Source organism: Ruegeria sp. F12, assembly GCF_056533885.1.
Genome location: NZ_JBQFOV010000001.1, coordinates 376,860 through 390,107, shown reverse-complemented (window position 1 = coordinate 390,107; position 13,248 = coordinate 376,860). Strand labels below are relative to the sequence as shown.

The following is a 13,248-nucleotide window of genomic DNA, read 5'->3' as shown; positions in this document are numbered from 1 at the left end:
ACGCCAAGCCCCTGATTTCCGGCTCTGATCCGATTGACAATCGCAAGTCTCTCTGGCCCAACTCGCGTAAGACCCTGACGGAGACCGGCCATGAAACTGTCGCAGCGGATCACGCAGCTTACCCAAGGCGGCAGCGACGGGTGGGGTGTGTTCTATCGCGCCCGCCGGATGATAAGTGAGGGACAAGCGGTTACCGAACTGACCATTGGTGAACATGACATTCGCACCGATCCGTCGATCTTGGCCGAGATGGAACTGTCTGCACGCCAAGGCCATACGGGCTACGCCATGGTGCCCGGCACTGAAATGCTGCGCGAGACGGTGGCCGCCCGCATTCAGACCCGCACCGGAGTCAATACAACCCGAGACAATATTCTGATCACGCCCGGAGGTCAGTCGGCCCTGTTCGCCGCGCATGTAGCCGTCTGTGACCCCGGTGATGTGGGCCTGTATCTCGACCCTTACTATGCCACCTATCCCGGCACGATCCGAGGGGCCGGAGCGGTTGCGCGTGTGGTTCAAACGACGGCAGAAGACGCGTTCCAACCACGGGCAGACAGGATCGACGCGGCGTCGGAGGGCGCTGTCTCACTTCTGATCAACTCGCCCAACAATCCCACTGGCATCGTTTATTCGCGCCAAACCCTGGAAGCCGTTGCGGAAGTCTGCCGCAGGCGCGACCTTTGGCTGATCTCGGACGAGGTCTATGACACCCAAGTGTGGGACGGCACGCATATCTCGCCCCGTGCACTGCCAGATATGCTCGCCCGCACGCTGGTAATCGGTTCGATGTCGAAATCCCACGCCATGACCGGATCTCGGTGCGGGTGGGTTGCCGGACCTCCGGATGTGATCGAACACATGATCAATCTGGCCACGCACACGACATATGGCGTTCCTGGTTTCATTCAGGACGCTGCGGTTTTCGCGTTGAACGCAGGCCCCGAGCTTGAGAACCGCATCGCCGCCCCTTTCCGCAGACGTCGCAAGCTGGCGATGGATATTCTGGCCGCGCAAAACACGGTCGGGTTGATTCCAGCCCAGGGCGCGATGTATCTGATGCTGGACATTCGCCCCACCGGCCTGAATGGCGAGGGATTTGCCAATGCCCTGCTGGATACGCACGCGATTGCCGTCATGCCGGGCGAAAGTTTCGGCCAAGCCGCCGCAGGACATATCCGCGTTGCCATGACCATAGACGACGATCGTTTTGCCGCCGCTTTGCGGACCATATGCTGCTTTGCAGCGGAGCTGAGTTCAGGGCGATAGTTGAATCAGAACCGGAACGTGGTGCGCAGGTTGAACACGTTGGAATCCAGCCCTCCTTCGGATTGGGTGGCATCGTCAAATTCCTGCCGCAACGCCTCACCACTGATGACGAACCGATCGTTGATCGGGTAAGCAACTCCAATGCCATAAACCGCAGCGGTGTCATCATCCGCCGAGGTCTCGGCCCGCGCAGCGCCAACTACGACATATCCCAAAGCGGAGCCGAAATCGTACCCTCCGCGCAGCTTCAGCCGGGTCGTGCTGTCCAGACTGCCTTCATTTTGGCTTAACCCAAGGGACAGTTGGTTATATTCAAGCTCTCCGCCCAGAACGAAATTGCCGAAATCGAAATCATATCCGACATGCGGGCCAAAGCTGGCATCGCTTCCGCTTGACCCGTTGGGCCCATCCGCATCCGCATAGCCAAAGCTGAAACCAGCATAGGCACCGCTCCAATCCTCAGCCGCAGCGGGGGCTGCGAGGGCCACCAAAATGGAGGCAAGGAATGCGCGGAACAGTTTCATCGCCTTGCGAAGGCCTTTCATAAAAAAATTTGAGTATTCTTCAGAGACTGGCACAGAACTGTATGCAAATGGTTAAAATTCAATTGAGATCACGAAAAGCTGTTAAACAAGTGACCGAAGTATAACAGATTTCCCGCAAAATGGGGTCTTTTCTTTACTTTACGTCACCTAAGCGATCTGACGACACGGATTGTTTCGCTTTTGACCCATCAGGTCGCAAACAGAACAGATTGCGACGTTTCGGATTGAAAGACTGAACGTCACGAAGCGAGGATCCGCATGCAAAGCGACGTTTGGAAAATCCGGTTGATCAGCCGTACAATCGGGGCGGATCGCGGTCGCGCGGCGCGGGGGCGTCCATTCGGGCGCTAATTGACGCCACCCTGTACGCTTTTCATCTATCGGATCCTGAAATGAACGACCAATCCCGTACATCCTCGCGCAGCGGCGGACGCGCCGCGCGCCGTGCTGCCCGCGCCACTGCCCTACCCGATCACCTGCGCCCAGTGCGCCCCGGCCTTGAGGGCGGTACGTATAAACCTCTGACCGCTCAACAGGTTGAGCAAATACACCAAGCCGCGCTGACAGCGCTGGAAACCATCGGACTTGCCGATGCACCGCAAAGCGGAATCGACTATCTGGTGGGCGCTGGCTGTACCTTGGGCGAGGACGGACGCATCCGGTTTCCGCGCGCACTGGTCGAGGATACGATCGCCAAGGCGAACCGCTCGGTAACCCTGCACAGCCGCGATGGGCAAACCGATCTGGAGCTGTCTGGTACCCGCGTCCACTATGGCACCGCAGGCGCCGCTGTCAGCATGGTCGATGTGGAGGGGCGAGAGTACCGCGATTCGACCGTGCAAGACCTGCACGACGCCGCACGCATCTGCCAGCAACTGGACAATATCCATTTTGTTCAACGCCCTATGGTGTGTCGTGACATCACCGACAATCTGGAAATGGATCTGAACACGGTCTATGCCGCTTGCTCCGGCACCTTCAAACATATCGGCACCTCGTTCACCGAACCTAGCCATGTAGCCCCCGCAGTGGAAATGCTGCACATGATTGCTGGCGGCGAGGACAAATGGCGTGAGCGGCCTTTCGTGTCGAATTCGAACTGTTTCGTAGTGCCTCCGATGAAATTCGCCACCGAAAGCTGCGAAGTGATGGAGGAATGTATCAAAGCTGGAATGCCGGTTCTGCTGCTCTCGGCCGGAATGGCGGGGGCGACCGCACCGTCGACTATCGCGGGAGCTATCGCTCAGGCGACGGCGGAATGTCTTGCAGGGTTGGTTTACGTAAATGCCGTAAGCCCTGGGGCCCCTGCGGTTTTTGGAACATGGCCATTTGGCTTGGACCTGCGCACAGGCGCGATGTCCATCGGGTCGGGCGAACAAGCGCTGCTGACCGCAGGCTGCGCCCAGATGCATCATTTCTACGATCTGCCGGGCGGTGCCGCCGCTGGTGCGTCAGATTCAAAATTGCCCGACATGCAGGCCGGATGGGAGCAGATGTGCTCGAACGTTATGGCCGGCCTGTCCGGGGTGAACATGGTCTATGAGGCCGCTGGTATGCACGCCTCCCTTCTTGGATTTTGCTTTGAAAGCCTTATCTTGGGGGACGATCTTATCGGTCAAGCGCAGCGCTGCGTGCGGGGGATCGAGGTTACGGACGAGACCCTTGCCCTTGATCAGATGGCCGAGGTCTGCATGGGCGGCCCCGGTCACTATCTGGGCACCGAAGCAACGCTCAGCCGGATGCAAGCCGATTACGTGTACCCGACCTATGGCGACCGAACGTCACCCAAAGAATGGGCCGAATTGGACAAGCCTGACCTGATCGCCAAGGCCACGGCCCGGAAAGAGGAAATCCTGTCCGCACCGTCACCCGCACGGTTCGATCCCATGCTGGACGCGGCGATTCGCGAGAAATTTAACATTCATTTGCCAACATAAGTATTTGAAAAAAAGGGGGCCGAGGCCCCCTTTAAGTTTCGCCATCCAGGCTCATCTCGTTGACCGCCCGGTGTTTTTTTGCCTGCGGCCTGGACTGCGCATGGGACGAGCGCACCCGTCCCGTGAGAGAGTGGGAAAGAGCAATATTCCGCCCCACCCTGTTCCCGGCCGACACGGGCATGTCGGCCGAGTGGAAAAAGGCATCGTAGGTAAGTCTCGGCGCCTTCTTCCGTTTTCGTCGGGACCGGGCATTCGGGGGAAAGCCCAGGTCCCTACACCCCGCCTGACGGGGCGTTTGCCTTAGCTACACCCGCTGGTCGCACCGCAGGTGTTGCATTTCATGCAGGTGCCGTTGCGCACCAGCGTGTAATTTCCACATTCACCACAGGGATCGCCCTCGTACCCTTGCATCTTGGCTTTTGTGCGGGCGTCCATACCGGTCGCCACTGCGGTTTCAGCAGGGGCTTCGAACACGGCGGCAGGTTCCGCCATTCCGGTTGCATCCGCTTGCGGCGTGAACATGGCCAAATCCTGCGGCAACCGCTTGCGCAGATACCCGGTCGAGCTGATTTGCTTCAATACTTCCAATGACTTGGAGGCCGCTGTTTCACTGATTTCCGAGACGTTCGAGACGCCCTCTTCCTCGCCCCGACCGATATCGTCGAAGGTCGCGCCTTCGGGCTTCACATGGGCCAGATCAGTGCGGTCCAGATAGCTGACGGCCAGCTCGCGGAAGATGTAGTCCAAGATCGACGTCGCGTTCTTGATCGAGTCGTTGCCCTGCACCATCCCCGCCGGTTCGAACTTGGTGAAGGTGAAGGCATCCACGAACTCTTCCAGCGGCACGCCGTATTGCAGGCCGACCGAGACCGCGATGGCAAAGTTGTTCATCATCGCGCGGAAGCCAGCGCCTTCCTTGTGCATGTCGATGAATATCTCACCCAACGAGCCATCCGAATACTCACCCGTCCGCAGATAGACCTTATGGCCGCCAACGATGGCTTTCTGAGTATAACCCTTCCGACGCTCGGGCATCTTTTCGCGGTGAGACCGGACGATTTCCTTGACGACGACCTTCTCGATGACCTTCTCGGCCAGCACGGCAGCTTTTTCGGCCGGTGTGCCGCTTTCCAGAACCTCGGCGGCCTCATCATCATCCTCAACCAATGCAGCGGCCAGAGGCTGAGACAGTTTCGAGCCGTCGCGGTACAGCGCGTTCGCCTTCACACCCAGCGACCACGACAACTCATATGCCTTCTGGCAGTCTTCGATGGTCGCGTCGTTCGGCATGTTGATCGTCTTGGAAATCGCGCCCGAGATGAAGCTCTGCGCCGCCGCCATCATGGTGATGTGGCTGTCAACCCCAAGGAAACGCTTACCTTTCTTGCCGCACGGGTTGGCGCAATCGAAGATGGAATAGTGTTCCTCTTTCAGGTGCGGCGCGCCTTCCAGTGTCATGGTTCCGCAGACGTGATCATTCGCCGCTTCGATATCTGCGCGGGTGAAACCCAGGTGACGCAGAAGGTCGAAAGTCGGGTCATTCAGCTTGGTGGCCGGGATGCCCAGAACGCCGGTGCAGAAATCCTCGCCCAATGTCCACTGGTTGAAGACGAACCGGATGTCGAACGCGCTTTCCAGTGCCGCATCCACCTTGGCCAGTTCATTCGGGCCGAACCCATGACCGGTAAGCGAGGTGTGGTTGATCCCCGGCGCGTTGCCGATGGTGCCATGACCAACCGCGTAGCCCACGATCTCTTCGATCTGAGACGAGGAATAACCCAGCTTCTCCAGCGCCGAAGGCACCGAGCGGTTGATGATCTTGAAGTAACCGCCACCGGCCAGCTTCTTGAACTTGACCAGAGCAAAGTCCGGCTCAATCCCCGTGGTGTCACAATCCATCACCAGACCGATGGTGCCGGTCGGCGCGATCACAGTGGCCTGCGCGTTGCGATAGCCGTTCTTTTCGCCAAGGCTCAGCGCCTCATCCCAGGCCGACATGGCCAAGTCGATCAAACGTTTGTCCGGGCAGTTGCCGTGGTCCAGAGGCACCGGCTTCACGGCCAGCTTCTCATAGCCGGTCACGACACCCTGCGCCGCGCGGCGGTGGTTGCGGATGACGCGCAGCATGTGGTCGGCATTGCGCTCATAGCCTTTGAAAGCACCCAGCTCACCGGCAATTTCCGCCGAAGTCGCATAGGCCACACCAGTCATGATCGCGGTAAGCGCGCCGCAGATTGCACGACCCTCATCCGAGTCATAGCTGTAGCCCATGTTCATCAGCAGACCGCCGATATTCGCATAGCCCAAACCCAAAGTGCGGAAATCATAGGACAGTTGCGCGATTTCCTTTGAAGGGAACTGCGCCATGGTCACCGAGATTTCCAGCGTCAGGGTCCACAGACGCGAGGCGTGCATATAGTCAGCCGCCTGGAACTCACCATCCTTGAGGAAGGTCAGCAGGTTCATCGACGCCAGGTTACAGGCCGTGTCATCTAGGAACATGTATTCCGAGCACGGGTTCGAGCCGCGGATCTCACCATCTTCTGGGCATGTGTGCCATTCATTGACCGTGTCGTGGAACTGAATGCCCGGATCGGCGCAGGCCCATGCCGCATGTCCAACCTTTTCCCAAAGATCGCGGGCCTTAACGGTCTTTGCGACCTTACCATCGGTCCGGTTGATCAGCTCCCAATCGGCGTCTTTCTCAACGGCGGTCAGGAACGCGTTGGTCACGCGGATCGAGTTGTTCGAGTTCTGGCCCGAGACGGAGCTGTAGGCTTCTGAATCCCAGTCCGTGTCGTAGGTCGGGAACTCGATGCTGTCATGACCCTGCTTGGCATAATCCAGCACGCGCTTGATGTAAGTCTCGGGGATCGCAACCTTTTTGGCCTCGCGCACAGCCGTTTTCAGGCCGTCATTCTTGTTCGGATCATAAGCATCATCAGCGGCACCGTCCCAGCTGCGGATGGCCTCGAAAATGCCGTTCAGCATCTTCTCGTGCATCTTCGATCCGGCAACGATCGAGGCCACCTTCTGCTCTTCGATCACCTTCCATTCGATGAATTGCTCGATATCGGGATGATCTGCATCGACGATTACCATCTTTGCTGCTCGACGGGTTGTTCCGCCTGATTTGATCGCGCCAGCGGCGCGGTCGCCGATCTTGAGAAAGCCCATCAGGCCCGAAGACTTGCCGCCACCCGACAGCGCTTCGCCCTCTGCACGCAGATGGCTGAAGTTGGTCCCGGTTCCCGAGCCATATTTAAACAGGCGCGCCTCGCGCACCCACAGATCCATGATGCCGCCTTCGTTCACCAGATCATCATCGACGGACTGGATGAAGCACGCGTGCGGCTGCGGATGCTCATAGGCAGATTTCGACTTGGTCAGCTTGCCGGTTTTATAGTCGACATAGTGATGCCCCTGCGCCGGGCCATCTATTCCGTAGGCCCAATGCAAGCCAGTGTTGAACCACTGCGGCGAGTTCGGCGCGGCGCGCTGAGTTGCCAGCATGTAGCGCATCTCGTCAAAATAGGCGCGCGCGTCTTCCTCGGTCGAGAAATAGCCGCCCTTCCACCCCCAATAGGCCCATGCACCCGCCAGTCGGTCGAACACCTGTTTGGACGAAGTCTCACCTTCGAATTCCGCGCCATCCGCAGGGACCGAACGCCACAGGAATTCAGGTACATCCTTTTCTTTGACCTTCTTCAGCTTGGACGGAACACCAGCCTTGCGGAAATACTTCTGGGCGATGACATCACTTGCCACCTGGCTCCAGCTGGAGGGCACTTCGATATCATCCAGACGGAAAACAATCGTACCATCAGGGTTACGGATTTCTGACGTTGCCGAAACAAAGTCCAGCTCCGCATAAGCGTCTTGTCCTGATTTGGTGAATTTTCTGTCAATCTTCATGTCCGCCGCCCTAGATTCAATCACTTGTCCTTGTCGCCTCAAGTTCGAGAAAGCGAACCTTTGGCCGTGCCAGAAAATTGGGCGCAAGGAACCGGTCGCTGCCAATGGCAACGAAATTCCGTTTCAACGGTTGCACGTCTCTATGCTGTGCTTTCCGACCCTCGCCCTATGCCGCGCTCCGGATTTCCTACCAGATTTAGTGGCACCATATTCGGCCCATACAATCTGACGTATTCGGCCATAGATCGTCAACGTCATTTTTCCGTCATTTTTGGAATCTTTTATATTGACCCAAGATCTCTCAAACGGCGCTGAACGGGGTGGGCCGATTCCTCCACAGGTTCATCCACGGGTTCAAATGGACCGGCGCAAAATTCTGCAGAACAATTAACCGTGATTTCCGGCACAGTTATCGGCATTTGATAAACCGAAGTTAAGATATCTAAACTCGAATAGAATCATCCCTGCGTTTGTTCGGCGCGAAAACAGCTTCGCCGACCAAGGCAGCACGAAGTAAAGGTACGAGCAGAGATGTCGAAGATTGGAATCCTTCCCCTGATGGGGCTGATCGTGGCCTGCACACCACAAGATGTGCCCCCTCCATCCCGCAGCGCGCAGTTTGAAACCTATCCCGCGCGGCTGTTCGATACGTTCGAAGTCGGCTGTGATGGCCCTGGAGAAGATTTCAGGCGTGTCGGGAATCGCCTGTTCGAATGCACCGAGTTGCTGCCCCCCGAAACGACGGCCTTTCTGATTCTCAACTATGATGGTTACCCGCAGGATCTGCCCAAAAGCGTGATGCGCCTAACCTCGACCAAAAACTCCGGCGGATACCGCGTCGACGCTGAACTCTATTTCAACGTACCGCGCCAGAATGCGCCCGACATTCAGGTGCCCGTCGAAAGCGAACAATTGGACAAGGCCCTTACCGCGCTTTATCGCGCGATGGGCGGTGCTCCATCTTGAAAGAAAGTGGTCGGGGCGGCAGGATTCGAACCTACGACCCCCTGTACCCAAAACAGGTGCGCTACCAGACTGCGCCACGCCCCGGACCGTGCGCCTTCCTAACGGGGCCGTTCTGATTTGAAAAGCCCTAACAGGGCCAAATTGCAGGACCTTGCGAAAAAACTTCGTGCTGCATCTGCGTGCCCGGTTCAATCAGGTAACGCCGCGCCAGCCCTGCGTTGACCTCCAACACGGCATAGACCGAATCGCCGCCCTCAATCAGCGATAAATCGCCGGGGATGGCATCACTATGCACATTCACGACCTCACCTGCGCGATTCACAAAAATCATATCCAGGGGAATCAGTGTGTTCTTCATCCAGAACGCGACCCGCTGCGGCGGATCGAAGATAAACAGCATCCCTGCCCGTTGCGGCATGGATTCCCGAAACATCAGACCGCGCGCACGTTCCTGCGGTGTCACGGCAAGTTCGATATCGAAGCTGATCTGAGACTTTTCATTTTTCAGGTTCACGCGATCCGCGCTACAGGCCGCAAAGGCCGTTCCCGTCCATACAGATAGTATCGTCGCAGCAACCGAAAGAACCCTGATCATCATGCTCTAGCTATCAAGCGCGGCTTCCCAGGCCAGAACCTGCGCGGCCATACGTCCACGTTTGCCATCGATCACCCGCATCGCCAAAGCCTCGCCCGGCTGCAAATCGGCCAGACCAGACCGGCGCAAAACCTCAATATGAAGAAACACGTCTTCGTCCCGACCGAACACATTGGCGAATCCAAATCCCTTGCCCTTGTCGAACCATTTTACGCGCGCAGCCTCCAATGGGGCTTCGGCTATGGCCACCGGGTCCAGCTCGGCGAAATCGGCAAGCATCATAGAGTCGGCGCGCGCCGGAGGATCAACGCTGATCACCTCGACCGCTTGAACACCGCGATCGGTGCGGTGCGTCATGATCTCAATGCCGGCACCATCCGCGACCGAGCTTTGGCCAAAATTCCGCAAGACATTTACATGCAACAGAATATCCGGGCCACCCTCATCGGACACAACGAAGCCATACCCCTTGGCAGGGTCGAACCATTTCACGTGTCCACGTACGCGGTACATGTTGTTCAGGTCGTCTGGCACAGTGTTCCTATCGCGCGTTTTAATAATTCGTTAAGGTTTTGATGTGTATGGGATTGCCCCACGATTTCAAGCTGAAAAAATCCTTTAAACTCCGAGTGTTGCATTTCGCGGCACGTGAATGTCATGGATTCAGCCTCTGTATCTGCCACTCAGTATCTGCGTTTTCACGCCGCCACTGGAACCGATCATGCAAACGGAAGGCTCCGTCAGCCCAGAATTCGATCTCTGTCGGCTCCAACCGGTATCCACCCCAAAACGGTGGACGCGGTGGATTCGGCCCCAGCTTTGCGGTCACCTTTGCAACCTCGGCCATCAGAGCCGTCCGGCTGCTGAGCGGCTGTGACTGTTTCGACGCCCATGCACCCAACCGGCTTTTTAGGGATCGGGACGCATAATATTCATCCGCTTGTGGTCCGTTTTCCCGAGTTATTGTACCACGAACTCGGATTTGACGCCGCAAAGATTTCCAATGCATCACAAAAGCAGCTTTCCCGGCACTGTCCAACTCGGCCGCCTTGGTACTTTCGTAATTCGTGTAGAACACAAAGGCCTGAGCCTCGATCTCTTTCAGCAGGACCATCCGCACGTTTGGCATACCTGTCGAATCCACGGTTGCCAGGGCAATCGCGTTCGGATCGTTCGGTTCACTGTCCCTGGCGTCGTCCAGCCACCGCGCCGCTATTTCAAACGGATCGGTACCGGCGAAAATGCCGTCTCGTTCGCTCATTTCCATCCCCTGGAAACTCTTAATGTTCACCCTAGGGCGAGAACCCGCCACGGGCAAGAGCACACGGCCTTGATGCAGGCCATCCAATGGCATAAACCATCCCAACATAATGCGAAGGACAGGCGGAGAACCGAACATGTCAAATCAGTTGATGGCCGGCAAGCGCGGCCTCATCATGGGACTGGCGAATGACAAATCAATCGCATGGGGGATTGCCCGCGCATTGTCTGACGCAGGGGCCGAACTTGCATTCTCTTATCAAGGCGATGCGCTGAAAAAGCGGGTTGACCCGCTGGCCGCTCAATTGGGCAGTGAAATCGTCCTGCCCTGCGACGTCAGCGACGAAGAGTCGATTGACGAACTATTCAACTCGCTTTCGCAGAAATGGGGACATTTGGATTTTGTCGTCCACGCCATCGGCTTTTCCGACAAAAACGAGTTGCGCGGCCGCTATGTTGATACTTCGCGCGCCAATTTCAAACTGACCATGGATGTCTCGGTCTATTCCTTCACCGCCGTAATGCAGCGGGCCGAGAAGATGATGACCAATGGCGGCAGCGCAGTCACGTTGACCTACTACGGCGCAGAACAAGTCATGCCCCACTACAACGTCATGGGTGTGGCCAAGGCGGCGCTTGAGGCCTCGGTTAAATATCTGGCCGAGGATCTGGGCAAAGACGGCATCCGTGTGAACGCGATCTCGGCTGGCCCGATCAAGACGCTGGCAGCCAGCGGGATCGGTGATTTCCGCTATATCATGAAATGGAATGAATATAACTCGCCCCTGCGCCGCAACGTGACCATTGATGACGTCGGCAACTCAGCGCTCTATCTGCTGTCTGACCTCAGCGGAGGCGTAACCGGTGAAAATCTGCACGTGGATTCAGGTTATCACATCGTCGGCATGAAGGCCGTTGACGCACCAGACGTTGAAAAAGGTTAATATCCATGAGCGCCAAAGACCGCCTGCCCCACGAAAAAGGCTTTCACATCAGTTGGGATCAGATTCACCGCGACTCGCGCGCTCTGGCCTGGCGTCTGGACGGGCAAGGCCCCGAAGATGGTGCCTGGCGCGCCGTTGTCGCCATCACGCGCGGCGGCATGGCCCCGGCGATGATTGTCAGCCGTGAGTTGGACATCCGCACCGTCGACACGATCAGCGTCCGCTCTTACCACCATCAGGAACAAGGCGAAGCCGAAGTTCTGAAGGCCCCGGACGCCGGCCTGATGGGCGACGGCACCGGCGTACTGATCATCGATGACCTGGTCGACAGCGGCAAAACCCTGGAACTGGTCCGGGACATGTACCCCAAGGCGCATTTTGCCACTGTCTATGCCAAACCCAAAGGCCGCCCGATGGTTGATACTTTCATCACCGAAGTCAGCCAGGACACATGGATATTCTTCCCATGGGATATGGCCCTGCAATATGTCGAACCCTACCGGGGCACCGACTGATCCTTCTTCTGTTCAAAAATACCTCGGAGCGCGAGGCAGAGCCTCGCAAAAAATGATCCGCCATGCCCCAAACCCGTACCCGCGCCACCTTCCCCCCTCCGGTGATGGAGGCGCGCCGCTGGCTTGAGGGCGTGGACTTCACTCAAGACCGTCCTTTGATCAACGTCAGCCAGGCTGCCCCGGTCGATCCACCGCCGCTTGCCTTGCGTCAGGCCATGGCCGAGTTTGCCGTCAGTGAAGACAGCGCACATCTCTACGGGCCCGTGCTTGGAAACCCCGAACTCCGGGCCGAACTTGCCCAACAAATCGGCACCCATTACGGCGCGGACCTTTCGCAAGATCAGGTCGCCATCACTTCGGGTTGCAATCAGGCTTTCGCCGCCACTATCTCGGCCATCACCGACGAAGGGGATGAGGTTATTCTACCAACCCCATGGTACTTCAACCATAAAATGTGGCTAGACATGGCAGGGGTACGCAGCATCGCGTTGCGAACCGGGGACGATTTGCTCCCTGACCCCGAGGCTGCGCGCGCGCTGATTACTGATAAAACACGTGCGATTGCTCTGGTGACGCCGAACAATCCGGGTGGCGTCGAATACCCGGCGGAACTGGTCCGCGCCTTCTACGATCTGGCGCAAGAGGCCGGAATTCGCCTGCTGGTCGATGAAACCTACCGTGATTTCGACAGCCGCAGCGGCCCGCCCCACGACTTGTTCCAACAACCCGGTTGGGACGAGACGCTGGTGCATCTCTATTCCTTTTCGAAAGCCTACCGCCTGACCGGCCACAGGGTCGGCGCAATCGCGACCAGCCCAAACCTTCTGGCCGAGATCGAAAAATTCCTCGACACCGTCGCCATCTGCCCCGGTCAGATGGGTCAATTCGCGGCCCTTTGGGGAATGCAGAACCTGTCGCAATGGGTCGCCGGAGAACGGGATGAGATTCTCGACAGACGCGCCGCCATTCAGGACATGTTGCCCGATCTTGCGGAAAAGGGGTGGAAACTTCTGGGGCTAGGCGCTTATTTCGCCTATTTCGAACACCCTTTCGACTTGCCCTCGGACGAGTTGGCCAAACGCATGGTGGCCGAAACCGGCATCCTGCTTTTGCCCGGCACCATGTTCATGCCGCAGGACGATCCAGCCGGCAAGCGGCAGGTCCGCATCGCCTTTGCCAATCTAGACCGCAAAGGCTTGCGCCAATTGTTCGATCGGCTGACCGACGCTACCTTCTGAGCTTGCCCCCCGCCGGTCCGCGTCGTATTCAAGGCCGCAACCGACAGGGCAGCAATCTGCCACA

General features: G+C 57.7%; 11 protein-coding genes and 1 tRNA gene. 6 read left to right on the top strand and 6 right to left on the bottom strand.

Annotated features, from left to right (window positions below):
* Window positions 1–90 precede the first annotated feature (90 nt).
* On the top strand, window positions 91–1,269 hold the full coding sequence (locus ACR0CA_RS01950) for a pyridoxal phosphate-dependent aminotransferase (protein ID WP_480897293.1): 1,179 nt from the start codon (window positions 91–93) through the stop codon (window positions 1,267–1,269).
* A gap of 5 nt (window positions 1,270–1,274) precedes the next feature.
* Here the strand turns inward: ACR0CA_RS01950 and ACR0CA_RS01945 are convergent, their stop codons facing one another.
* Window positions 1,275–1,793 carry an outer membrane protein gene (locus ACR0CA_RS01945; RefSeq protein WP_480897292.1) on the bottom strand — a complete coding sequence of 173 codons (519 nt, stop codon included), beginning with the start codon at window positions 1,791–1,793 and terminating at the stop codon, window positions 1,275–1,277.
* Between the two features lie 413 nt (window positions 1,794–2,206).
* Between ACR0CA_RS01945 and ACR0CA_RS01940 the strand changes: the two genes are divergently transcribed.
* Window positions 2,207–3,751 carry a trimethylamine methyltransferase family protein gene (locus tag ACR0CA_RS01940; protein WP_480502413.1) on the top strand — a complete coding sequence of 515 codons (1,545 nt, stop codon included), beginning with the start codon at window positions 2,207–2,209 and terminating at the stop codon, window positions 3,749–3,751.
* A 300-nt stretch (window positions 3,752–4,051) separates the two neighbouring features.
* On the opposite strand, the gene ACR0CA_RS01935 is transcribed toward ACR0CA_RS01940, so the two are convergent.
* Window positions 4,052–7,666: a vitamin B12-dependent ribonucleotide reductase gene (locus ACR0CA_RS01935; protein WP_480857183.1), complete on the bottom strand. Its 3,615-nt coding sequence runs from the start codon at window positions 7,664–7,666 to the stop codon at window positions 4,052–4,054.
* 531 nt (window positions 7,667–8,197) lie between these two features.
* On the opposite strand from ACR0CA_RS01935, the gene ACR0CA_RS01930 reads away from it, so the two are divergent.
* Window positions 8,198–8,632, top strand: a complete 435-nt coding sequence (locus tag ACR0CA_RS01930; protein ID WP_480897291.1) for a hypothetical protein — start codon at window positions 8,198–8,200, stop codon at window positions 8,630–8,632.
* Between the two features lie 7 nt (window positions 8,633–8,639).
* Here the strand turns inward: ACR0CA_RS01930 and ACR0CA_RS01925 are convergent.
* From ACR0CA_RS01925 to pdxH, 4 genes are all read right to left on the bottom strand, one after another.
* Window positions 8,640–8,716, bottom strand: a tRNA-Pro gene (locus ACR0CA_RS01925).
* 43 nt (window positions 8,717–8,759) lie between these two features.
* Window positions 8,760–9,227: a DUF192 domain-containing protein gene (locus ACR0CA_RS01920; RefSeq protein ID WP_170782453.1), complete on the bottom strand. Its 468-nt coding sequence runs from the start codon at window positions 9,225–9,227 to the stop codon at window positions 8,760–8,762.
* A gap of 6 nt (window positions 9,228–9,233) precedes the next feature.
* Window positions 9,234–9,740, bottom strand: a complete 507-nt coding sequence (locus ACR0CA_RS01915) for a cold-shock protein (protein WP_214647936.1) — start codon at window positions 9,738–9,740, stop codon at window positions 9,234–9,236.
* Window positions 9,741–9,882: 142 nt separating this feature from the next.
* On the bottom strand, window positions 9,883–10,488 hold the full coding sequence (pdxH, locus tag ACR0CA_RS01910; RefSeq protein WP_480897290.1) for a pyridoxamine 5'-phosphate oxidase: 606 nt from the start codon (window positions 10,486–10,488) through the stop codon (window positions 9,883–9,885).
* A 136-nt stretch (window positions 10,489–10,624) separates the two neighbouring features.
* Between pdxH and fabI the strand changes: the two genes are divergently transcribed.
* The 3 genes from fabI to ACR0CA_RS01895 all read left to right on the top strand — a co-directional run bounded on the left by fabI (window position 10,625) and on the right by ACR0CA_RS01895 (window position 13,184).
* Window positions 10,625–11,431: an enoyl-ACP reductase FabI gene (gene fabI / locus ACR0CA_RS01905; RefSeq protein ID WP_170774209.1), complete on the top strand. Its 807-nt coding sequence runs from the start codon at window positions 10,625–10,627 to the stop codon at window positions 11,429–11,431.
* A 5-nt stretch (window positions 11,432–11,436) separates the two neighbouring features.
* Complete coding sequence (gene gpt, locus ACR0CA_RS01900; protein ID WP_170774211.1) at window positions 11,437–11,946, top strand: xanthine phosphoribosyltransferase; 510 nt, start codon at window positions 11,437–11,439, stop codon at window positions 11,944–11,946.
* Between the two features lie 62 nt (window positions 11,947–12,008).
* Window positions 12,009–13,184 (top strand): aminotransferase, encoded by a 1,176-nt coding sequence (locus ACR0CA_RS01895; RefSeq protein ID WP_170788639.1) that lies wholly within the window; start codon window positions 12,009–12,011, stop codon window positions 13,182–13,184.
* Window positions 13,185–13,248: the final 64 nt, after the last annotated feature.